Source organism: Limisphaera sp. VF-2 (assembly GCF_049537125.1).
In the GTDB taxonomy this organism is placed as follows: domain Bacteria; phylum Verrucomicrobiota; class Verrucomicrobiia; order Limisphaerales; family Limisphaeraceae; genus Limisphaera.
In genome coordinates this window covers 1913056-1935920 of record NZ_JBMVQY010000001.1, presented here as the reverse complement: position 1 = coordinate 1935920, position 22865 = coordinate 1913056, and the positions used below count along the sequence as shown (strand labels likewise).

13 protein-coding genes are annotated in these 22865 nt (G+C 65.2%); 7 read left to right on the top strand and 6 right to left on the bottom strand.

The window, feature by feature from the left end:
- Window positions 1–277: 277 nt before the first annotated feature.
- Window positions 278–3514 (bottom strand): LamG-like jellyroll fold domain-containing protein, encoded by a 3237-nt coding sequence (locus tag ACPDIT_RS06850; RefSeq protein WP_423442433.1) that lies wholly within the window; start codon window positions 3512–3514, stop codon window positions 278–280.
- An 868-nt stretch (window positions 3515–4382) separates the two neighbouring features.
- Window positions 4383–8015: a glycoside hydrolase family 2 TIM barrel-domain containing protein gene (locus ACPDIT_RS06845; RefSeq protein ID WP_423442432.1), complete on the bottom strand. Its 3633-nt coding sequence runs from the start codon at window positions 8013–8015 to the stop codon at window positions 4383–4385.
- 878 nt (window positions 8016–8893) lie between these two features.
- Here ACPDIT_RS06845 and ACPDIT_RS06840 point away from each other — a divergent pair.
- The 4 genes from ACPDIT_RS06840 (at window position 8894) to ACPDIT_RS06825 (ending at window position 13759) form a co-directional block, all read left to right on the top strand.
- Complete coding sequence (locus ACPDIT_RS06840; RefSeq protein WP_423442431.1) at window positions 8894–10567, top strand: immunoglobulin domain-containing protein; 1674 nt, start codon at window positions 8894–8896, stop codon at window positions 10565–10567.
- A 16-nt stretch (window positions 10568–10583) separates the two neighbouring features.
- Window positions 10584–12218: a family 16 glycosylhydrolase gene (locus ACPDIT_RS06835; RefSeq protein WP_423442430.1), complete on the top strand. Its 1635-nt coding sequence runs from the start codon at window positions 10584–10586 to the stop codon at window positions 12216–12218.
- A gap of 138 nt (window positions 12219–12356) precedes the next feature.
- Window positions 12357–12644: an HU family DNA-binding protein gene (locus tag ACPDIT_RS06830; protein WP_423442429.1), complete on the top strand. Its 288-nt coding sequence runs from the start codon at window positions 12357–12359 to the stop codon at window positions 12642–12644.
- A gap of 122 nt (window positions 12645–12766) precedes the next feature.
- The gene (locus ACPDIT_RS06825; RefSeq protein WP_423442428.1) at window positions 12767–13759 is read left to right on the top strand and encodes a 2-dehydropantoate 2-reductase; all 993 of its coding nucleotides are present in this window, start codon (window positions 12767–12769) and stop codon (window positions 13757–13759) included.
- Between the two features lie 33 nt (window positions 13760–13792).
- Here the strand turns inward: ACPDIT_RS06825 and acpS are convergent, their stop codons facing one another.
- The 3 genes from acpS to ACPDIT_RS06810 are packed head-to-tail and all read right to left on the bottom strand — an operon-like array spanning window position 13793 to window position 16583.
- Window positions 13793–14200 (bottom strand): holo-ACP synthase, encoded by a 408-nt coding sequence (gene acpS / locus ACPDIT_RS06820; protein ID WP_423442427.1) that lies wholly within the window; start codon window positions 14198–14200, stop codon window positions 13793–13795.
- A 54-nt stretch (window positions 14201–14254) separates the two neighbouring features.
- Entirely contained in the window at window positions 14255–14995 is a 741-nt protein-coding gene (locus ACPDIT_RS06815) for a pyridoxine 5'-phosphate synthase (protein WP_423442426.1), read from the bottom strand.
- Window positions 14996–15002: 7 nt separating this feature from the next.
- Complete coding sequence (locus tag ACPDIT_RS06810; RefSeq protein ID WP_423442425.1) at window positions 15003–16583, bottom strand: hypothetical protein; 1581 nt, start codon at window positions 16581–16583, stop codon at window positions 15003–15005.
- Between the two features lie 796 nt (window positions 16584–17379).
- On the opposite strand from ACPDIT_RS06810, the gene hisD reads away from it, so the two are divergent.
- From hisD to ACPDIT_RS06795, 3 genes are read left to right on the top strand one after another with little or no spacing between them, the layout of a single operon-like run.
- Entirely contained in the window at window positions 17380–18672 is a 1293-nt protein-coding gene (gene hisD / locus ACPDIT_RS06805; RefSeq protein ID WP_423442424.1) for a histidinol dehydrogenase, read from the top strand.
- Entirely contained in the window at window positions 18669–20633 is a 1965-nt protein-coding gene (locus ACPDIT_RS06800) for a hypothetical protein (RefSeq protein ID WP_423442423.1), read from the top strand. Before hisD ends, ACPDIT_RS06800 begins: the two co-directional genes overlap by 4 nt.
- Window positions 20634–20675: 42 nt before the next feature.
- Complete coding sequence (locus ACPDIT_RS06795) at window positions 20676–21761, top strand: alpha/beta hydrolase fold domain-containing protein (RefSeq protein ID WP_423442422.1); 1086 nt, start codon at window positions 20676–20678, stop codon at window positions 21759–21761.
- Here the strand turns inward: ACPDIT_RS06795 and ACPDIT_RS06790 are convergent.
- The gene (locus ACPDIT_RS06790) at window positions 21697–22239 is read right to left on the bottom strand and encodes an O-acetyl-ADP-ribose deacetylase (protein ID WP_423442421.1); all 543 of its coding nucleotides are present in this window, start codon (window positions 22237–22239) and stop codon (window positions 21697–21699) included. The two genes, ACPDIT_RS06795 and ACPDIT_RS06790, sit on opposite strands and share 65 nt — an antisense overlap.
- Window positions 22240–22865: the final 626 nt, after the last annotated feature.

Sequence of the window (22865 nt, the reverse complement as noted above, 5' to 3'; positions counted from 1 at the left end):
AACGCATGCCCACGTGGTCTTATGTCGTCGGTTTGTTCCAATCGTGCGCGGGAGCAATCGCCCCCGGGCTGATCACGCCTCCGGCCCAGGAGCCCTCGGCCCGCGACCAGTCCAGTGCCCGCTGGACAGGCGTAGCGTACTCCGGGGCCACACGCAGGATTGGCCTACGGCGTACACGTTGCCAGGTTTCGGGCTAGGACGGGCCTTTAAGTAGCCAAACAAACCGCCGTCGGGGTCCACCAGGCTGGTTCTTCCGGCAACCTTCTAACGGCAAGTCTCAAGGTTCCTGCCCCTCGCTCTCAATGGCTCCTGCATCGCGTCGTTTGCCCACGGGCTTGCGACCGCAAAAGTCCCTCAGAAAAGGTCCGTCGAACTGCCAGGCGTACAGTTCTTCGATCGACGTGTCGGCGTCCGCCAGCGTGCCCAGTGCAATGCGCAGAAAGTCGATGGTCCCATCGAAGAAACGTCCCTGCGGCGTCCCGCCCACGTACAGGTCCCCTTCGTTGGCCAGCGACTCGTCAGGCCCGGGTCCGGTGGCAGCAGCCACGGCCCGCCCGTCCACATAAAGCGTCAGGCGCGCTTTACTCCGGTCCGCCTCGGCGATGACGTGATGCCATCGACCGTCGTTCAATGGCGCAGGGGTCCGAACCGCTGCGGTCTGGCGGGGTCCCTGCACCCGGAACGCCACGTGTCCCTCCGCATCCAAAGTGAGGCCGTACCCGCTCCCGCGCAGTTTCTCGACCAACACGCCTCCGGTGTGTCCGGCCCGGGCCTGGAAATAGATTTCGATCAGAAAGTTCGATCGGTGGATCTGCGGGTTTTTCAAAGCCTCGCCCTCGACCGTGTGCGGCTCGGGCCGCGGGTTCTCGTGTCGGCTCCTTTTGAAGTCCACGAAGGTAAAGGGCTTCATCAACTGGGCATTGGACACCACGGCATACTGATGGCGGGTCGGATCGAATCGAAGAGCGCCGTGGATCCAATCCTCGAGCTCGCCCTGCACATAGTCGGCGGCCTCGACACCGACCGCATGCAGGGGATACGTGGGCCGCAGATGGTACATATCCCGCGATACATGATAGTCGGTCATGTACCAGTGTTCGTCCAGAATCAGAGTGGGATCATTCCCCGCGGGATAAAAGTGCCATTCGGCCACCACGCCCGAGAGGGCCCATGGGACGAACACCTTCGCGCCTCCATCGATCACCGGGGACCCCGGAACCGGGCGAAAGTCGCCCCGGGCCGGGTCCCGCAGCGGCGGCCGCGGGCTGATCACCCCGAGGTTGGTGGCCAGGCAGCGGTTGCTGTGAAGAGCGCCCTGGAAATCCTCGAAACGGGGGAGCCAGCGGCCCGACGGTTCCAGGACACCCATTTCCGCGCAGTCGAAGAAGACATTGTGACTGTACGCGTTCGATTCGAGGGCGTACCGGACCTTGGGCGGCCGTGCATGGGCCGCTTCCCCCTCGCTCCGGGATCGGGCCGGATCGGCATGGCGAAAGACATGTTTCCCAATACCGTACCAGACGTTGGCGAGATACTTGTTGCGGCCCGCCTGCGGTTCCTGTCGGCGCGAGCCGGTGTGGAAGTTGTAAATGGTATTGTGGAAAAAGGTGTTCTGGTAGCTGATGATCTCCTGAAAGGCCGCGCAGTTGACGACCGGGTCGGACGGATGCCGGCCCCGGCCCCAGGCGATGTTGTTGAAATGGTAATTCTTGAAGGCTCCGTCGAGATAGTAGGCGTGACCGAAGCCCGCGTCCGTGCCCGTGTACCGGTTCCAGTGGCGGTATCCCAGTGGATTGTAAGAAATGTTGTTGAAGACATAGGCTGGGCCCCCCTGCCAGGTTTCGATGCCGCCGAAGTCATTGCAGTTGAGCAGGGATTCCCACACCTTGTTGTGATGGATGAGGATGCGCGTGAACGGCACGTCGCCCCAGACGCCGTTGCGTTTGGCGCCGTGAACATCGATGCCCTGGGCGTACGTGCGTTCAATGATATTTCCGGCGATTTCGACCGTGCGGGCGCCGGCCACTTCGATGCCGATGCCGTTGCTGTAGCGGGAGGGGCGGCGGCCGGTCTCGTACGAACGGTTGCGGTAGATCCGCACGTCTCCGAGCCGACCCCGCAGGTCTGCGTAGCCCCAGGCACCCCCGTCGCAGACGGACAGAATCCCCTCGTCGGTGAATCGGATCTCGTTGTCCTCGATGCAAACGTCATCGACCCGCTGGCCGGGTGCCAGGGCGCGGATGCGGATCGGCATCACCACGTGTTCGAAGCGACAATGAGCGATGCGGATGTCGCGGCCCTCGCCCCAGACCCGGATACAGCCGGGATGTTGGTCGGGCCGCAGACTCCACGGCCGGGTGCGAAAGTCCCACGGCGGCGCGGTCAGTTCCCACGCCGGTGTGGTGAAGCGGAAGGTCAATCCGGTGATGTGGAGATGTTCGACCCGCGTACCTTCGACAAGGTTGCTCCAGCGGCCGGCTTCAATCTGTGCCTGATTCGGGTCGGCGTCGCCGGGCAGCCGCAGGTACAGCCGGCCTCCCTGACCGCGTTTCTCGAACCAGTACTCGCCCTGCGGATCGTCCAGGTAATGCGGCTTGTCCTCGAGGTAATACCGCATGCCGCGCATGATGACCCCGTTGGTGCCGCCGCCCGTCCAGCCTGCGAATCCGAGGCCATGGCGTTGGAGATCCACGACCTCCACTTCGGTCGGGTACGGCGCGCTCATGACCCAGCCGAACTCGGTCCAGACCAGGGCACCCTGAAAGTAGTCGGCCGGTTTGTCGCGGATATGCCGGGTGTCGATGCCGAAATGCAGAATCTGGCCGCGGGCGTTGGTGACGGTGTTGCCGAACGGCCGACCCGGATTGTCCCAGGTCCACCATTCGCTTTTGACATCGTCGGGATTGGACACCCTCCAGTTCGGCGTGCGGGCCAGAGGGATTCGGACGATTTCGCCCGCCGGCGTGACCAGCCACACGCTGCGGGGAGAAAAGTCGAGGTCGGCCCACCAGACCTTTTCCGGTTCCGGGATGTCCTTGTGGGTGGCGCCCCGGGTCCAGCGTGTGACGCGTTCGGCTCCACACAGCACGGCTTCGCCCGTGCCCCAGTTCGGATCGCTGGTCAACCGGATCGGTTCGTCCGGTCTTCCGGACTCGCGCACGAGCAATCGGCCCCGATACACCACGCCCCGTTTGAACACGTAGGTGTGCACCCCGGTGGCGACAGCGGCCCGGCCGGTGGCCTGCGGGTCCCAGGGGTGATGTTTCCAAGGACGGTCGGGTCGGTCGCCCGGCGCATGGTCGTCGCCCGCTTCGAAGTCGATGTAGCGGACGGAACGGCCCGTTGCAAAGACGAACGGCCGCGGTTTCCACCGAAGGTCCCCTTTGGGATCCACCTCCGCGTGGGGTTCTTCCCAGGACCAACGTGCAGCAGAAACGGTGGCGTTGGTCTCGGGATCCGCCAGGGTCAGCGCCGTGACCATGGCAGCTAGGGTGAGGCGAGGACGGAAGCTCACGTTCCGCATCGCACAAATCGTAAGCCGCCGGCATGGTGCTGGCAACAAACGAGACCGTGGATCGTTCATGACACCAATCGCCGCTGTGCTACTCTCCCGCGCGAGGGTTTCCACCTGGATCTGAGGCCCGCCGCCTTGGGGCGGCAGATTCCACTCCCTAAATCCGTAGCCGCCCATGGAAATCGGCTAAACTTTATGGAGCGGTCACTGACGGAGGTCGGCGGAAAGTCCACCTCCAGGCTGACCGCTGCGTTCCCGCGGCGGCAAGGAAGGACCTCCGAGGACCGACGCCGGTCACCGAAGACGCAAGACCCCTGCGGTGGCAGGCAAACATGCCATTGCAGCAGGCCGCCGATTGAGTTAACAGAGCGTTCGCACGCGCAGTTCCGGAAAAAAGACAGCAAAACCTCACCAGTCGCAAAAACGGCACTTTTTCATCATTCTTCAAAGCCAGACCAGACTCGCAGACCGACGAGCCGCCTTGGGAACCCCGAAGGGATGGGTGCGCTCCGCGAGAGGGGGCAGCAAAGCGAGTCTACTCCGCGGCGTGGTCCATGGGTTCGCCGGCTCGCCCACTTGCTTGCGAGGGCTGAAAGAAAAGGTGCGCACGCAATCGAGAAGCTCGGGCAACCGCTGCAGAGCCTCACGCGCTTCTTGTGGAGAATCGAGGCGCTTCGGCAAACAGGCACAAATGACCGGCTCCGAGTTGTCTTTGACCTCGAGGCACCGACGCCGTTTTGGAGAAGCCCTTTCGCGGCGGATCGGTTCTCCCCCAATGGCCGGGGAATCAAACGGGAGGAGCAATGCCATTGGATTCTTCATGGTTTCTCTTGGTAGGAGCCGGCCGGGTGCTATTGCCTTCCCGTTTTTACCATCGGAAAAACCGGTAGGGATCGTCCCATTCCTCCGGGGGGTCGAGGTAGTAACTCTGCAGCCAGCGGCCGGGCTGGCCCAGTTGGGGCGGGGTGGCCCAGTAGGACAGGAGCGCTGTGGAACACGGAACACCCAGCCCGGTCAGCAGTCGATTCAGCAAATAGGCCGTCCGTCGGAATGTTCTTTTGAGCCCGTAATTGGAAGTGTAGTCGAAGTGCCACGGGACCAATTGGCAGAACACCACCGGAGCGTCAGAGGCAATCGCAAGCACGCCGTTGCCCAAGGGGATGACTCCCCCGGCGGGCAGGGGCAAGACGCGCGGATCACGACAATGGACATCCGCCGGGCCGATCCCGGCGAAGGGGGAAGTCCGGGCCGGGGGTGGAAAGACCGTACTGATATGTTCGGCGTGGGTAAACGTGAGGCGGAAAGGCAGAAGAGGATCGGTGTCCGCAGCCGAGCAATGCAAAGCCAGCACGGCGCCCCCTTCGCGGAGCCATTGAGGCAGAGCCGTGCGGTGGGGCTGGAGAACTTCGGCGGCACCCGGGCTCAGGATCAGGAGATCCTGTGGCTGCAGGGGCCCCTCGCCCGCGGACGCCAGTTCGAAGCCGGCCTGCTGGAGATAGTGGCGACCCGCCGGATCGCGGGCGTACACGGCCCGACGACGCTGCCGGTCAGGCTTCCACGCGGCCACGTATTCCAAGAGCCGGGCGACCAGGGTCTCAGCGACGGGATCCCGCTCAGTACGGCCGGTGACATCCAACTGGCAGAAGACGATCAGACCGTCGCCCTCCCGGTATTCCATCAGGGGGCTGTATTGCAGACTGAAGCCACCGTCCACCAAGGGCAGGAAATCGCCGCGGGCGGGTTTCTCAATCAACACGGAGGCCACAGTCCCCTGGTTGCCACACCGCCAGGCGCGGGTGACGGGAATCCCGCACCAGTCCACGGTAGGTGCGCCATAGAACCGGGGGTCGGAGCGGTACTGCAACCGGGGAGGCAGCAGTGTCGTGGAACCCCGCCAGTCGCGAAGATGATCCGCAGTCAACCCCTGGAGCACCGGGTGATCCGGCAGGCGGGGAAAGACCTGGCGCAGCCCGTATTCAGTGACCCGGAATCCCAACCGACGCTCCAGCACCTCACGACTTTGTTCGAAGGCCAACACTTTTAGCCCCTGGCGAACACGGTCCAATCGGGGGGCCGGGCCGTTTTCCGTAAGTGCGCGCCGCCCGACCACCAGCATGTCGAAGTTTGTCAGATCGGCCCCCGGCTCGACCGGGACAAACGGGATGCCCCATCCTTCGAGCAGGGATCGGGTTTCCCCGCCGGGATCGAACAATGCCACAGGGCAGCGGACGCTGGGAGCAACGGGTGCGGAAACGACATGCAGCACCAACTCGTCCGTTTGCTCTTCGCCGGTGGAGAACGTCACCCGCGCCGACAAAAGATACGGACCGGGAGAGAGGTTTGGAGGAAGGGAAAATCGTACAGGAATTCGTGTCTGCTCACCGGTCGGAACGGACAGACGGGCCCGGCCGCGCAGCGATTCGACTCCCTGAAGAATCCATTCGGCCTCCGCCTCCACCGTAGTGCGAGAATTGTTGATCAGGATCAGTTGTTTCTCGACGGTTTCGCCGGCAACGAAGAGGTGGTCCTGGCTGGTAAAGCGTGCCGGTTTGCCTGCCAGATACGCAAGCAGGGGTCGGTTGTTGCGAAGAATGGCCCGGCCGGCTCCGGTGGGTTCCCAGTCTTGCCGGCCGTAGGCCAGATCGAACCGTTCGAATCGTTCCGCCAGAAAATCCGGGCTGTATCCGGGTCGCTGCAGTTGGGCCCAATCCGCGGGCAGATTCTCCCGGCGGTGACGCGGGACCTCCGGACGGAGGCGGAAAAGGATGTGATGTTCCCAGGGGGAGATGGCAGAGACCCCCCAGGTACGGAAGGCACGCCAATTCCGCGTAAGATACAAGGCGAACACCGGATCCCGTTCCACAAAGTCGGCAGAGCTGAGGGGATGCGGATAGTCCCAGCGGTGCCAGAGGCGGCCCTCGCGGAACTGGCGGGCTTCCCAACGGAGGTTGCGCTTCTCCATTTCAGACACAAGGAAGGCGGCGTCGCCGAGGAACTGGGCATTCCATTCGGCCAGGCAGAATTCCCACGGCACGACGGCACTTCCGAACTCGCGTCGGGCCCGGTACCAGCCGCGATACATGGCCCAGTCCCAGGTGAAAGGGGCGCCGTACTCGCAGAGGAACAGCGGCTTGATGCCGCGGGTGGCCCATGCTTCGAACCAGTCGGACAATTCCTGGACCGGGACAAAGTTGGGATAGAAGTTGCTCGTGTGCAGAGAGCCCAGGTTGCCCGAGGCATGGTGGTACACGAGCCGGTCGGGATCCAGGGCCCGCACGATGGCCTCGGCTCGCCGTGCACGTTCGACATTGCGCTCGGCCCAAGCATCCCGGAAAGCCGATCGACCGTCCATGAAATCAGGGTTCATGTCCTCGTTGTAACCAGCGGCGTTGTGGCTGGTGGCATAGGCCACCACGCTGGGATGGTTGCCGGCGACGCGGACATAGAACGCGGCATGGCGGGCGTAGCCGTTGGTGCGGTCGGCGTCGGCTCCGGCCCAATCGTAGTGGCTGAAGTGCGGTTGGGTCAGAGCCACCAACATCCCCGCGTCATCGGCCGCACGCAGGATGTCCGCCCAGCTCAGATGCGACCCGGGCAGGCAGTCATAGTGATGCGCATACACGAAGTTGATGCCCAGCCAGCGGAGGCGTTCCAGACTCTCCCGCGCGGCCTCGTAAGTGGCGGTGTAGGCGCTGACCTGAGCGTTGTCCAGGGGCACGACGGAAAGATACAGGCGGGTCCCGTTGAGGTAGAAATCCCGGCCGTCGATCCAGAACTCCCGAAATCCAAAGCGCTGCGGCGGCAGGATGTCCAGCGCCCGGCCCTCGGCATCGAGCAAACTGAGTTGGAGCTCGTACTGGTGCTGCGGCGTGTGCAAATCCCACAGCTTCTCCGGCCGCCAGGGTTCGCGGCACAGGTAACGGCCGTCGTGGACATCCGTGCCCTGAAACGGGGGGCTCCGGAATTCCCTGACCACGTGATCCTCCTCTGTGATGCGGACGGCCAACCGATACGTATGCCCCGGCTGGAGGTTCTCCAGGGCGGCGTCCACTGTAAGGTCCCAGCGTCGAACCGAAGGGACGATGCGCACCGCACCGAGGCGCGGGCCGGAAGGTGTGGCGGCCAGGAACACGTCGCCACAGAGGCCCCGTCGGGGTACGAAACCCGGGACATCTCGAGGGGCGGCGGTGTCCGTGTACGACTGCAGGAGGGCCTGGAGGGGCCATGCCTGCACCAACAGGGTGAGGCGGTGGGTTCGCCCAGGTTGACAGAAGGAGGTGACGTCCAGCTCGTCGGCCGGAAAGTGCATCGTGCCCACCGGCCGCCCGTCCCAAAAGGCGACGGCCCGCGAGTTCAAGTACTCTACCTGGAGCGTAATGCGGCGGCCTCTCCAGTGGGCGGGTATCGTGATCTCGCGCTCGTGCCAGGCGGCTCGCACGTCGCGCAAGCGAACGTGCTGCCAGGCGGGGTGGGCGTGGAGCGTTTGCGACTCTTTCTGCATGTAATCCGTAATCCCCGGCCAGGGACCGGGGACTTTAAAAAAGCCCCAGTGAGAAATCGGGGGCGTTTCGGATTCCCCGGAGCTCGGTTGCCAGCGCCAGAGGCCGTTGAGACAAATGCGCTCTCGAGTGGGCGTGGTCTCGGACCATGCACGGTCTGTTCGCCACTCGGTGTACACGCCCGGAGGCAGGGGGACCTCAAATTCCCCGACCCGGGTCGGGCCCGGTGGGGTCGGGTTCCCCATTGCCCCGACCAGGGTTGAACCGAGGACCATCATGGCAAGGGCTCCCCGGGCGCGTGGCATACACGGCAAGAAGGGGCACCGGCCGGCTGTCAGGCACTTGAAGCCGGAGCTCCTTGTACCAAGGCCCGCCGCTCCGGCTTCCGACCCGATCTCTGGTTCCGAAAGCCAGCCCGCGTCGGCGTCCATGCACTCGCGAGGCACAATGGCCACTTCCGAAGCAGCATCGAGTCGGAAGCCGTGAGAAAGCCGGGATGTGGACACGGAGCTGGCGGCGGCGGCCGCCCCGCACCGGGCGCTGCGGACGGCGTGGTTCAAACCCATCGCGATGAAGATCCGACGATGCATTCCCGTTTGGCAACGGCAAAGGAACATCTCGGCTTGCAGACCGCGGGAAGGCTTCGGACCTGACGGCTCCCTTGGCGCATGGTGGTCGGGCCCTCGGCACCGGCTGAAGGTCTCATCCACGGGCAGCAGGCGTTCATTTGACACACTGCCGGGCGCCGCGTACGCTGGCGGAGGTCAGTGCCCGGCAAAGCAAGGGGCTTGCGCACGGAGGCAACCGCACCCGATGCGGATTCCGCGGATCTCTCCGGGGCAAGCGGGACTGTCGGGCCCGGCCATCACGAGACATCGCCATGAAAACCACTCCTCGACTCCTCTCTCTGATGTTGGCGGGCGCCGCGGCGCTGGCGCCCGTGGGAAATGCCCTCGCACAGATCACCGTCAAGGTGGACTCCACCAAGACGTGGCTGGGTTGGATGAACGTGTTCAACATGGATAACTCATGGGCGTTCGGGCAGGCCTGGGGAATTGGTGATTTGCGAGCCACCTTCGAACCGAGCCGGACCAACGCCACGCGCGTCGTGTTGCGTGTCAACACGAACACGTTCAACACCAACGGGTTCTGGAATCTTCCGGATGGCACCCCCAACAAGCTGCTGGAGGCCAACCTGTATGTGGATGTGGGTACGCTGTACGCCGGCAACGATGTGACCTTCATCGGCCGCGTCGAGTCCAACAGCCTGCCCGCCGGCTGGACATGCGTGGCCGTGATCAAGGAATTCGCCCCCGGTTACGCCTATCTGGGCGACACGCGCGCGGAGTTGGTGACGGGCTCGGACTTCGCCGTGACGCGTTACATTCGGCCCGGCAACATTACGCAGTACGGTTTTCTGCTGTACGGTCCGAACGCAAGGCCGGACGCGCCGGAGGCGTTCGAGGGGGTCAGCATCCTGGTGGACAATGAAGATCCATCCATTACAGCGGAACCCCTGCCCCAGCGGGTCATGGTGGGCGGCACGGCCCGTTTCACGGTGGCAGCCACCAGTTCGGCCCCGTTGAGTTACCAGTGGAAGCGGGATGGCGTGCCGCTGACGGAGGGCGGGCGTTTCAGCGGGGTTCGGACCGCAACGTTGACAATCACCGGTGCGCAGTTGGAGGACGCCGGCTTGTACACGGTCACGGTGAGCTCCACCGCCGGAACGCGGGAGTCCCAGCCGGCGCGGCTCCGGGTGCTGACGCCGGCCGAGTACGCCAACTGGCTGGACAATCCGAGCTTCGAGACGGATGTGGAGCAGCCGTGGCTGGTGCCTCCGCCGTGGTTCAATTTCTCGGGCGCCGCCCTGGCCAGCACCAACGACTTTTACGGGAACCAAATCGACTACCCGGTGCAAGCGAAGGACGGGACAAATGTGGTGCGGATTTACAACGCCGGGGAGTGGAACGGGGTCTTCCAGGATCAGCCGGCGGCGCCGGGCGACATCTTCACCGCCGATGGCTGGTTCTGGCTCTCCAGCCAGGACGCCCTGGCGGGGAATACGAGTCTGCAAATCGAAGTGCAGTTCCGGGCCGGGCCGGTGCCGCTGGCCATGTGGGTCTCCGCCCCGGTCAACCAGGATTCGCCCAGGGATCAATGGTTGTATCTCGAGGTGACCAACGGTGTGCCCGCGGGCTGGACGCAGATCAGCACGGAAAACGCGCGGTACCTGGTGGCGCCGCCGGGCACCGAAACGGTGCGATTCCAACTGACGTTGCACAATCAGGGCGGCGGCACGGGCAACGTCTACGCGGACGCCCTGCGCCTGATGAAGAAGGAGCGGGTCCGGATCACCGCGCGCCGGGTGGGCAATGAAGTGGAGTTGTCGTGGCCCACGCAGGGAGCGACGCAATACCAGGTCATCGCCACGGAAGATCTCGCCCAGCCGGTGTGGGCGCCGGTCGGATCGCCGGTCGAGGGAGACGGTTCGGTGAAGGCCGTGCGGATTCCGTTGGGACCGCAATCGCGGTTCTTCCAGGTGTTGACATTGTGAGCGGGACGGTCCGGGGATGAACCGGCCCTGGGTCCTTCATGCGCCCACGCGGTGGGCTGCCTGGCTGAGCCGCGTGGGCGCGCTGTTGTTCTGGTTGGGGACTTGCGGGGCAGACGCGCAGGTGCGACCGGGTTGGACGCTGGTGTGGGCCGACGAGTTTGACGGTCCGAACGGGAGCCGTCCGAACCCGGAGTGGTGGGTGTACGATCGGGGCGGCGGCGGCTGGGGGAACAACGAGCTGCAGACGTACACCGACCGCACGAACAATTGCCGGATCGAGAACGGTTGCCTCGTGATCGAGGCGCATCGGGAGACGTTTACCGGGTCGGACGGCATCACCCGGGCCTACACCTCTGCGCGCATCAAGACGCAGGGCCGCCTGGAGTGGCTGTTTGGCCGGATCGAAGCCCGGATCCGCGTGCCCCGGGGTCAGGGGTTGTGGCCGGCCTTCTGGATGTTGGGCACGAATTTCCCCTCGGTCGGCTGGCCGAACTGCGGGGAGATCGACATCATGGAAAACATCGGTCGGGAGCCCTCGACCGTGCACGGCACGATTCACGGCCCGGGGTACTCCGGTGGGAACGCTGTGGGCGGGCGGTACACGTTGCCCGGCGGCGCGGCACTGGCGGACGATTTTCATGTGTTCGCGGTGGAATGGGAAACCAACCGGATCCGGTGGTTCATCGACGATACGGTGTACTTCACCGCCACGCCGGCCTCCCTGCCCACCGGCCGGCCCTGGGTGTTCCATCAATGGCCCTTTTTCCTGATTCTCAACGTGGCGGTGGGCGGCAACTGGCCGGGTGCCCCGGATGCCACCACCGAGTTCCCGCAGCGCATGTGGGTGGACTACGTGCGCGTATATCAACGCACACCGGCGCTCCCGGTCGGTTGCGGCGGGAATCTCCTGGCGAATCCGGGATTCGAAACGGGGGATTGGTCGGGATGGACACGGTTCGGAGGCAACACGTATTTGCACAGCCGCACGGAGCGGCCGGTGCACACGGGGATGTACGTGTTCAAGGTGTTCGGCCAGTTCACCGGGGCTTCCAACGATTCCGGCGTGTCTCAAGAGTTGCCGGTGTTGCCGGGGCAGCGGTTCCGCGCCGCCGGGTGGGTCATGAATCCCGCGGACGACCGTCTGGCGGGAGAGAACCACGCGTGGCTGGAAGTGTCGTTTCGGGATGCCGCGGGCAACGCGCTGGCGGTGTACCGGTCGGCCCCGGTGACGGCCGCTACGCCGGCCGGCACCTGGTGGCGGCTCGGGGTGACGAATCGAGTGGATCCCACGACAGGGGTTGTGTGGGAGCCGGGTCCGGAGTTGGTGGCCCCGTTCGGCAGTGTGCGGATGCGGTTTCAGGCCGTCTTTCGGCAGCCGGCCCTGGCGGCCGGCTCGGTGTTGTTCGACGATTTGGAGTGTGTCCTGCAGCCGGCGCCGCCAGTGGCCCTCGAGGTCCACCGCCAGGGCCAACAGCTCGTGCTGCGCTTCCCCACCTGTCCCGGGGCGCAGTACGCGCTGTTGGGGTCGGACCAGTTGCCGCCGGTGCAATGGCAGTTGGAGCGGCTGTGGACGGGCGACGGCGACCAAGCATCCGTTTCGGTGGCGTTGGATGCGGGTGCTGCGCGGTTCTTCACGGTTCAGCGCTGGTGAGGCGGTTCGAGCACGCGTTGCAATGCAGGAAAACCGCGGTTTTTCGGATATTTTCCGCTTGCAGGACGTGCCCGGCGCGTTTTAATAGCCCCGCAACGTCGGACAGTTTCAACGCAACGAACAACACGGAAAGGTCATATGGGCAAAGCACTCTCGAAATCGCAGATCGCGTCCACCCTGGCCGAGAAGGTTGGCATCACCAAGAAGCAGGCAACGCTGTTCCTGGATGAGCTGGCGCAACTGGCGTACAAGCAGGCCAAAAACACGTTCACGCTGCCCGGCTTGGGCAAGCTGGTGCTGGTGAACCGGAAGGCCCGCAAGGGTCGGAATCCGGCGACGGGCGAAGTGATTCAAATCCCGGCCAAGCGCGTGGTGAAGTTCCGCGTCTCCAAAGCGGCGAAGGAGGCGATCCTGGGCTCGAAGTGAATTGGCTCGGAAGACGTTCGAGGGCACCTTGAGTCGTTCAGGGTGCCCTTTTTCATTCCGGGCGGGCCGGGGGACGAATGGGTGTGAGGGCCACGGGCGGTGAGACTCGATCCCGGTTTCGGGTGGCAGTCGTCGGCTGCGGCGCCGTCGGCAGCTACTACGGTGCGCGGCTCTGGCAAACCGGCGCGGACGTGCATTTCCTCCTGCGATCGGACTACGAGGCGGTGTCCCACCACGGAGTGCGGATTCTCAGTCCCCTGGGCGATTTTGTGGCCCGACCCCGTTGTGCGCGGGAGCCGTCGCAGATCGGAGTTGTGGATCTGGTCGTGATCGGGTTGAAGACAACGGCCAACGACCAATTCGCGCACCTGCTGCCGCCATTGGTCGGTCCCCAGACGATGGTGCTGACCCTGCAGAACGGACTGGGCAACGAGGAAGCGTTGGCGCGGTTGTTCGCGCCGGAACAAATCCTGGGCGGACTGTGCTTTGTCTGTCTCAATCGAATCGCGCCGGGAGTCATCCGGCATCTGGATCACGGGCTGGTGGTCCTGGGCGAATTTGTCGGTCGACCCCGCTCCCGCACGCAGGCGCTGGCGCACCGGTTTCAACTGGCGGGCGTCCCCTGCCAGGTGAGTGAGGATCTTGCCCGCGCCCACTGGGAAAAACTGGTGTGGAACATCCCGTTCAACGGGTTGGGCGTGGCAGGCGTGGCAGGTCGGGAGCGTCTGAAGCACCCCGAGGATGGGCCCATCGAACCGTGTCGGTCGGAATGCCTCACGACGGCGGAGTTGCTGGCCGATCCGGAATGGACGCGTTGGGTGCGCGAGTTGATGGCAGAGGTGATCCGGGTTGCGCGCGCACTCGGGCATGAGGTGGCCCCGACCCTGGCCGACGAAATGATCGCGCGCACGCGAACCATGGGCGCCTACAAGGCCTCGACCCTGCTGGATTTCGAGCACGGACGCCCGCTGGAGCTGGAGAGCCTGTTTTTGGAACCCCGACGTCACGCGCGCAAGGCCGGGGTGGCCACGCCGCGGCTGGACGCGCTGTGCGAGGTGTTGAGAAGATTGGATGCCTGGCGAAAGGCCCGCTTTGGTAACGGACGGGCGGGCTGAGCAAGCGGCGACCGAACCGGCGCGCGGCACGGCTCATTCGCGCACCAGGAGCGCCACCGCCGTGGCGTGCTGCTGCGTGTGGCTGAGACTGAGCAACACCGTGGTGGCGCCGCGGCGGGCCAGAAGGTCCAGCGCCTTGCCGTGCAGGATCACAAACGGCTCGCCCGTCTCGCGGCGCCCCACCTCCATGTCCAACCAGCCGAGCTGCGAGCCAATGCCCGTGCCGAACGCTTTCGAGATGGCCTCCTTGGCGGCAAAGCGCGCCGCCAAAAAAGGGGCCGGATCGCGATGGGACTGGCAGTAGGCAACTTCCCGCTCGTGCAGGATGCGACGCAGGAAACGCTCCCCGAACCGGGCCTGGCTGGCCCGGATGCGTTCCACTTCGATCAAATCAATACCCACCCCGAGGATCATGCGGACACCGGAAACCGGGCGCCTCATTCGGGTCGGAGCGCCACCCTCTTGCAGCACAAAACCTGACCCGGATTGGTCATGTCAACCGGGATAGCCCGCCATGACGGCCAGCATGTCGCGCACCGCCTGCGCCAGGCCCGTGAAGACGGCCCGGCTGACGATGCTGTGGCCGATGTTGAGCTCCACCAAATGCGGCACGCGGTACAGCCACCGGACGTTCTCGTAGTTGAGCCCGTGCCCGGCATTGACGCGCAGGCCGAGTTGATGCGCCATTTCGGCGCCCGCAATCAGGCGCTGAAGCTCCTGTTCCCGCGCCTCCGGGTGGGCGAAGGACTCGGCAAACCGGCCGGTGTGCAGTTCGACGAATTGGGCGCCGACGCGGGCCGCGGCCTCGATCTGCGGTGGATCGGGTGCGATGAACAGGCTGACCTGAATGCCGGCGTCGTTCATGCGGCGCCGCGTCTCTGCCAGGGCTGCCTCCTGGGCCACCACGTCCAGGCCGCCCTCGGTGGTGACTTCCTCGCGTCGCTCGGGCACAAGGCAGACGATGTCCGGTTTGACCTGAAGCGCGATGCCCACGATCTCCGGCGTGTTGGCCATTTCGAGGTTGAGCCGGGTCCGCACGCTGCGGCGCAGGGCCCAGACGTCCCGGTCCACGATGTGGCGCCGGTCCTCGCGCAAGTGACACGTAATGCCATGGGCTCCGGCTTCTTCGCAAATGCGCGCTGCCTCCACCGGATCGGGTTCCCCGTGTTCACGGCCCCGGTAGCGCGCCTGCCGGAGCGTTGCCACGTGATCGATGTTCACACCGAGTTTCAGCATGGCGCAATCAGGAGCCCGATGAGCGGGCCGTACGGGGCCGGGCCCGGCGTTCCGGAGGCCAGTCGAAGCTCCACGGAAACCCGGGAGCCTCCAGCCAGTGCGCCAGGAGCACGCTTTCCCAACCGGTCAATCCGAGCGGCGCCGTCCGCGTAAAAACCATGCGGTCCGGTCCGGCAGCCACAATGGAGGTGCCCACGTTGCCCACGTTCGTGGTCAGGACCTCCAGCCAGCGGGCGCCCGGCGTGGTCTCGGCCAGTTGCTGGCGTTCGGCCAACAGCAGGGCCACTTGACTGATGATGCGCCAGCTCCGCACCCGTTCGCCGCCCAGCTCCCAATCATAATACACCAGATTGGTCCGACCGAGGATTTGCGCAAACAGGTCGGGTGGAGGCGACTGCAGGCGGGCACTGTTCGGAAACAATCCCGCGAACAAAAAGCCCTGACTGCTTTCCTCGTGTGCCGGCCGACAAAAGGCCCCGAAAAACGGCATCCCATCCCAAAGGATGGCGGGGCGGTTGGTGGGCACGATCCACCAGCCCAATGCGCGCCCCTGACTGTTGGTGTTGAACCACGGCGGCAGCACACGACAGAGCTCGCGCATCGCGTTGGTGGCGTCCGGCACCGGCACGGCCACAAAGACCTGGAAAGGGGCACTGCCCAACGACCAAGCGCAGAATTGGCCGGGCGTCGGAGAGAGATGCAGTCCGGCCCGATTCAGCCACGGTTCCACCCGGGATCGAATCCCGCGCGCGGCACAGAAGCCGACCAGGGGCTCGCGAATCAGGTTCGAGGGAAACAACCACGGTTCAGGGGTCCAACCGTGCGGGCGGGGAAACTTGAGCTCGGCACGAAGTTGCAATTGATCGCCCGAACCGGTCACCAGCAGATCGGTCATCGGCGGGTCCAGCTCTCGCAGCCAGGCGGGGAGTCGATCCTTCAACGCCGGCCAGTCCACGCGCAGCCGCGCCCAATAGCTGGTGGCCACCGGCACCGGCCGATGCCGGGCTTGAATGGCGCGAATCCATTCCCCCGAAAGAACCGGATCTCCCGCCCCGCCGCTGATGAGACACCAGTCTTGGACCTGGGCCAAAAGGATCACACCGCCGCCGGCTGACTTCGGCACGGCCCAGCGCAGCGAGCCGGTCGCAGGATCCACCGTGGCCGGCTGCCCCGTCCATCGCTGGAACAGGGCCTGAAGATTCGTCCGCCACAGGCCCTGCGCACGGCTGTCCAAGTGAACCGCCAGCACCCATTCCGAGGCCTGGCCCGCTCGCGGCTGCCACTGAAAGACATGCTCGGCTTGAATGAGCTGGGACAACAACGGTCGCAGATGGGCCGCCGCCAGTTCCGGGTCCATTCCCCAACGACGCGGCGCCCGGGCCAGTTTGTCCAGGGTCTGCTGCAGCAGGGCCTGGCTTTCGGGCATGGCCAGGAGGCGCTTGGTCTGCGCACCCTGCTCGGACGCCCGCACCGGTGCACTTCCGGCATAATGCCAGTGCACCCAGATCTGCGGCGCCGGCGAAGGACCTCCGCCGCCACAGCCTGCCAACAAGAGAACCACGGGCCCGAAGGCGAACCATCCACGCATAATCGCGCCTTGATGTGCCAGAGAACCATCCCCATGGCAAACTCGAAACCTGTGCGCGAAGCGCAGACGCCCCGCATGCCCAGGGCAGGGGCCCGGCCTTTCAGGCAAACAACAAGTGGCGAGTCGCTCCCTGGAGGACACAATCCGGGGCCACGGATCCCGCGCCCGTGTCCTCACGAAAAAGAAGACGGGAAACCAGAGGCGTTGCACCCGTGGTTTCCCGTCGTTGCGCGGGGATTGCAGCAGGCGTGTCAGCGCGCAAAGCGCAAGCAGCAACCATACGGAAGGAACCCTGCCGCTTCGTGGCACCGGGGCACCCCGCGCCCGGCCCCGTGGCTCCCCACCTGCAAACCCAGTTGTGCGGGGTTACGGGCCGGCGGGCTGCCTGAGGGTGCAATCCCTTCAAGCGGCCACCGCCGGCCCTGTGGCGGGCGATCGGTGGAAACCCGACACGAAACCACCGAACCCGCCTTCGCTCTGAACCCCCACCATCCTCCGTGGCAGCACTCAAAGAGCGAATGCTCAGTCAACCCTGGGTTCGCCTCCCGCGCCGGGCGATCGCCGGCGCTCCGACGAACCAAGCCAATAGAAAGCAAGCTTCGGGCCAACCTCGGTCCCGATCCGGAACCTGCGAATTTGCCCACAAAAACGGCCCGTCCTACGCTGACCCCACAGCACTTCGTCTTTTCGGTTCGGGCAAATTCACGCATGCGGCGTCAATTTCACGCGCCCGGAAAAATCTCCGCCACCGGAGCGGCTTTTGACTTCCCCGGGGGCATTGCCTAGCCTGCAGCCCATGCAAACTGTCCGGTATCGCGACAGCGACTTCGAAGCCCGCCTGGCAGAGGCCTGCGCCGCCTCCAGCCTCTGGGACCCCGAAGTGGAACAACGCACGCGGGCCATCGTGGACGCCGTGAGGGATCGGGGCGACGCGGCCATCATCGAGTTCACCGAGCGATTCGATGGAGCCCGACTGCGCCCCGACCAACTGGCGGTGACCCGCGCCGAGCGAATGACGGCCGCCCTCCAGGCAGACCCGGCCCTCCGAAACGCCGTGGCCGAGGTGCAGCGCAACGTCGCACGATTCGCCCGCCGTTCCCGCCGACGCAACTGGCAAATGCGCAATGCCCACGGGGCCATCGTCGGCGAGAAATTCGACCCTTTCCGTCGGGTGGGCATCTACATTCCCGGGGGCAAGGCCCCGCTGATTTCCACCGCCTTGATGACCATCCCCCTGGCCAAGGTGGCCGGATGCGAAGAAATCGTTGTCTGCACGCCCTGTGACCGGGAAGGCGCGGTGCACCCGGCCTTGTTGTACGCCGCCAGCGCCGCCGGAGCCACCGAGATCTACCGCATCGGCGGTGCCCAGGCCATCGCCGCCATGGCCTACGGCACCGCCACCATCCGTCCGGTGCAAAAGATCTTCGGGCCGGGCAACGCTTACGTGGTCATGGCCAAGCGCTTGGTGGTCGGCCAAGTGGCCATCGATTTGTTGCCGGGGCCGAGCGAAGTGTTGGTCGTGGCCGATGACACGGCCGATCCCCGGTTGGCCGCCGCCGACATGCTTGCGCAAGCCGAGCACGGTTCCGGTCAGGAACGGATCTGGTTGGTCACCACTTCGGCCCGGGTGTTGCGTGCCGTGGAGCGAGAGTTGCAACGACAGGTCAGGCAACTGGAGCGCCGGACGCTCATCGAAACCGTCCTCCAACGGAACACGTGGCTGATTTTGGTGCGCGACCTGACGCAGGCAATCGAAGTGGTCAATCGCCTGGCCCCGGAACACTGCGAGATTCTCACTCGCCAACCGGGCCGCGTCGCCGAGGGCATTCGCACCGCCGGCGCACTGTTCCTCGGCCCCTGGTCGCCCACGGTCGTCGGTGATTACGTGGCCGGACCCAGTCATACGCTGCCCACCGGTGGAGCCGGAGCTTCGTTCGCCGGCCTGACCGTGGACCAGTTTCAACGGCGCACCAGTGTGGTCGCCTACGACCGCGCCTCTCTCCGCCGGGCACTGCCCGTGATTCAGGAGATGGCCCGCCGCGAAGGTCTCACCGCACACGCGCGGAGTGCCGAGCTGCGGCTGAAATGAGGCAAAACCGCGCCACGGAGGGCACCTCGGAGCCAACCCCCGGCCGCACGGATGCCAGCGGCATTCGCTGGGGCTGGGTTGTGGCAGCCCTCCTGGTCTCGGCAGTCCTCGCGGTGGCGCTGTATCGTTGGTGGTTCCCCGAACCGCGCCGTCGCCTGGCTGGTGCCATGGTGCAATGGGTCGGCTTTCTCGAATCCGGCCGGGGCACGAATGGCCTGATGCTGTCCGGCCGACTGCGCGTCACCGACGCGGCCGGGCGCTGGCAGCCATGGCGCGGTGCCGTGCTTGCGTTTCACCTCCAGCCCCCCGACCACGCGCGCCTCGAGTGGCAACGGCCCGAGGGCACCTGCATCTGGATCCGACGCGGCCGGACCTTGGAAGTTCACGCCCCCCAAAAGAGATTCGGGCTGCGGGGCCGGCCCGACCTTTCCTTCGACTACGAAACCGATCCGGAGACGGAAATCCACGCGCTCCCCGAAATCCGATCCCCCGTTCCTCCCGGCAAGGTCTGGATGGCTGCCCTCACGCTTCAAGTGCGGCCCCTGCCCGACCCCATCCCGTCCGACCAAAGAATCTGGGCCGTGGCGGTGCGACCGCAGCCGCGCGTCGTGAGGGCCGGAACTCTGCCGGAGGGCGAAGTTCGTTTCTGGCTGCGGGAGGAGGATGGTCTGCCGGTCCGAGTGGAGTTCTGGAACCGTGCCGGTACTCGCGTGTTGGCGTTGGAATGCGATCAATGGCACCTGGACCGCGCCCCGACAGCCGAGCTCTGGCAACCCGAATGGTCCAAGGGACACCGCATCGAAGAAGTGCCCCTGGCCCTCCTGTCCCGCTACTGGACACGCTGGTGGCAACCCGCGCCCTCTACGCTCCAAACCTCCTCGGGTGCGGCGGCGCGACCGGGCGGGCCCGCGGCCATCGATGGCAGTCAATCGGGAGCGCCCCGGCTCGTGCCGGTGTTGCAGGTCTCCGGCACAGCCGCCGAACGAGCCCGACAACTGGCCCAGCAACAGGTCTGGGGGGTTCACGAGACGGTCTCGGCGCTTGCGTACGGCTGGGCCGTCGAAAAGTCGCTGGAGCAGGGACATTGGCTGGGCCCGAGGCCGCTTCCGGGCCGCAAAGGCTCCGCGACCGCACCCACTGCAGCGATGCACCAAATCGCCATCGCCATGGCCGAATCCAGCGGTTTGCAACCTGAAGAGGTGATCTGGACACATCAACTCGCCGCGCGCCTGAGCGGTTCGGTCTGGGCAGTGGAAGCGGCAGCACCCTCGAGCCACCAAACCATTCTGTTGGGCTACGCAGCTTGGGAAGAGGCACGGTTCGCTGAAGGCTCTCCGCCAATGCTGGTCGTGCACAAACCCGACCGCGGCTCCCCTTGGGCCGGAATCACCCGCGCCGGATTGTTTGGCTGCGTCGCCGGCCTGAATCGCCGCCAATTGGCCGTCGTCGCGCTCGACCAGCCCGAACCCGACGAAATCCCTGACCCGCCGGCGTTCGTACGAGCCGCAGAGGTCCTGGAAACCACGGATAGCCTGGAAACAGCCACGGACCTTCTCCGCCGGGTCGCTTGGACCCATCGAGCGACATGGCTGTTGGCCGAAGGGCTCACCGGCCGGGCGGTCCGCGTGCAGGTCGGACCGGGCGAGTTCGCCGTCGAACCTTTCGCATCCCCTGGCGCACAACACCAAACCTGGGCCTTCCTCGCGGGGCCACCACCGGTGGGAGCCAAACGCTGGAGCCCGAAGGCTGCGTCCCTTCCGAACTCCTCCTCATTCGCAGTGACGGCAATTGAAGAAATCCTTGCGGCCCTGCCGCGCCCCGCACGCGCATGGACCGTTTGTCTGGATCCATCCGAGGGAACTTGTTGGGTGCAACCGGCGGACCTCCTCCAAGAAAGACCCGGCTTCAGGCCGCCCTCATGGAACCTGCTTGCCTGGTTGGTCGAAAACGAGAGGCCCTGATTCCCGCCCGCAAGACCCGAATCGATGGCCCCTGGGACGCGCATGAAACTTGATCGTTGGTTCCGGATCGCGCTGCAGGTCCTTCTCTTTCTTCTGGCCTGCGCCGTCAGCCTCACCGGCTTGGTGGTCCTGTACTTCCACCCGCCCACGCGCTGCTTGCGCGGTTTGGTTTATGGAGAACGCCACGGCCGGCCGTTGACCATGGACGTCGCCTTCCCGGCCTCGCCGAACGGCCGGGGCGTGTTGCTCATGATGAGCGGCAGCTGGAAATCGCGCCCGGGCAGTTTCCGCCCTTGGCTGGTGGCTCCGCTGCTGCGACGCGGCTACACGGTGTTCGCCATCTATCACGTGTCCCAGCCCGAAGCCACCGTCATGGAAATCGTCGAGGACGTGTGCCGTGCGGCACGGCACGTCCACCAACATGCGTCCGAATACGGAGTGGATCCCCAGAGCCTGGGCGTCACTGGCGGCAGCTCCGGAGGGCATTTGGCCCTGATGCTCGCCACCGGCGCATGTCCGGGCGAAACTCAGGGAACCCCCGGAGGAGACGCGCCTGCCGGCTTGGTGCGGGCCGCAGCAGTATTCTTTCCCGTAACGGATCTCTTGAATCTGGGCGCCTCCACGGAGAACGCCGGCGATGGCGGGCCGCCCCGCAGTTTCGTCCGCGCCTTCGGACCTCAGGCCACCAACCTGGCTCAATGGCGGGCCATCGGTCGAAGCGTCTCGCCCATCTACCATGTGCATCCTCACCTGCCGCCCATCCTGATCCTCCACGGGGATGCCGACACTTTGGTCCCGCTGGAACAGTCGCTGCGGTTTCAGGAGGCCGCCCGCCGGCTCGGAGGCCACGTGGAAGTTCGCGTCAAACCCGGGGGACGTCACGGATGGTGGACCCTGCCGTGGGACATTCGCGCCTTCGCGGATTGGTTTGACCGCCACATGGGCCCTCCCGCGTTCGAGGCCCGACGAAGAAAGTCTTTGCCGCGTGCCGCGACGAGCGACGTCATCGACCACGCATCGCTCCGGACCACCCAGTGGCTCGGGCCGGCAACGGCCGTGAACTTCACGGCGCCGTTCTCACCAACTCTTTCAAAACCGCTTGATACGTCTGCAACGCCTCCGGACTGAACAACACCACGCGCACTTTTTCCAGCGACGGTTCGCGAAGTAGAAAGCCAAGAATCTCGGTCAGCGCAATCCGCGCGGCACGGTCCATGGGAAATCGGTACGCCCCCGTGCTGATGGCGGGAAACGCCACCGTCCGACAACCATGCTTCACCGCCAACTCCAGTGCATGCCGATAACAACTTGCCAGTAACTCGTCCTCCCCGTGTTGGCCGCCGCGCCACACCGGTCCGACCGCGTGAATCACATAACGGGCTGGCAACCGGTAGCCGCGCGTGATTTTGGCCTGTCCCGTGGGACAACCGCCCAACTTCCGACATTCCTCGAGCAACTCCGGACCTGCTGCCCGATGAATCGCCCCATCGACACCGCCGCCACCCAGCAGCGACTCGTTGGCCGCGTTGACGATGGCATCCACGGCCTGCTGTGTAATGTCCCCCACAACCAGTTCCAACCGTGGCAAAACCGCTTCGAACGTCATAAGCCTCCTCCCCAAGATGCCGCTCCTCTGCCTCCGCGCAAGGCGCTGATGAGTCCACCGAAAGGGGGCCGGCTTGTTTGGATTGTGAGTGGTGAGCGAAATGATCAAAGACCGACCCGGTTGCTCATGGAGGAACCTCTTTCACGGACACGTTCGTTCCTCTCCGTTTGTGCCTTGGGAACCGGCGCCTCCCCGGATCCTGTATGACCCGAAAGGGGCCATTGCCTGGACGACCCGGGCAGAGTGCAGTTTTCGAGCACCGGCCTCAAGCATCCCAAGGGAAATGCTGTTTCCCTCCGTTCTCCCCCCGCTGACACCCGAAACTCCAGAAAGCTTACCGCGGCTTTCAAACCCGAAACGCGTCACAGGGCGGATCCGCGGCGAGGAAGACCCTGACTGAGCCAGGGCCGCAAGCATCGATCCCTCCCATCCAGCCGCAGAATCATTTCCGTGCAACGCATCAAGGATCGGGAACGTCTCCCATCTTCGGCGCGCCGTGGACTTGCCCCAACGGGGGGCGCAGTCACCAGCCCGTGCCACTGCCCCGGACAAAACTGAATCGCCCAACATGGGATGATTGGTCGCGCCTTCCGTGCGTCGTGGGTCCGCCCCACCGGGGCGGAAAT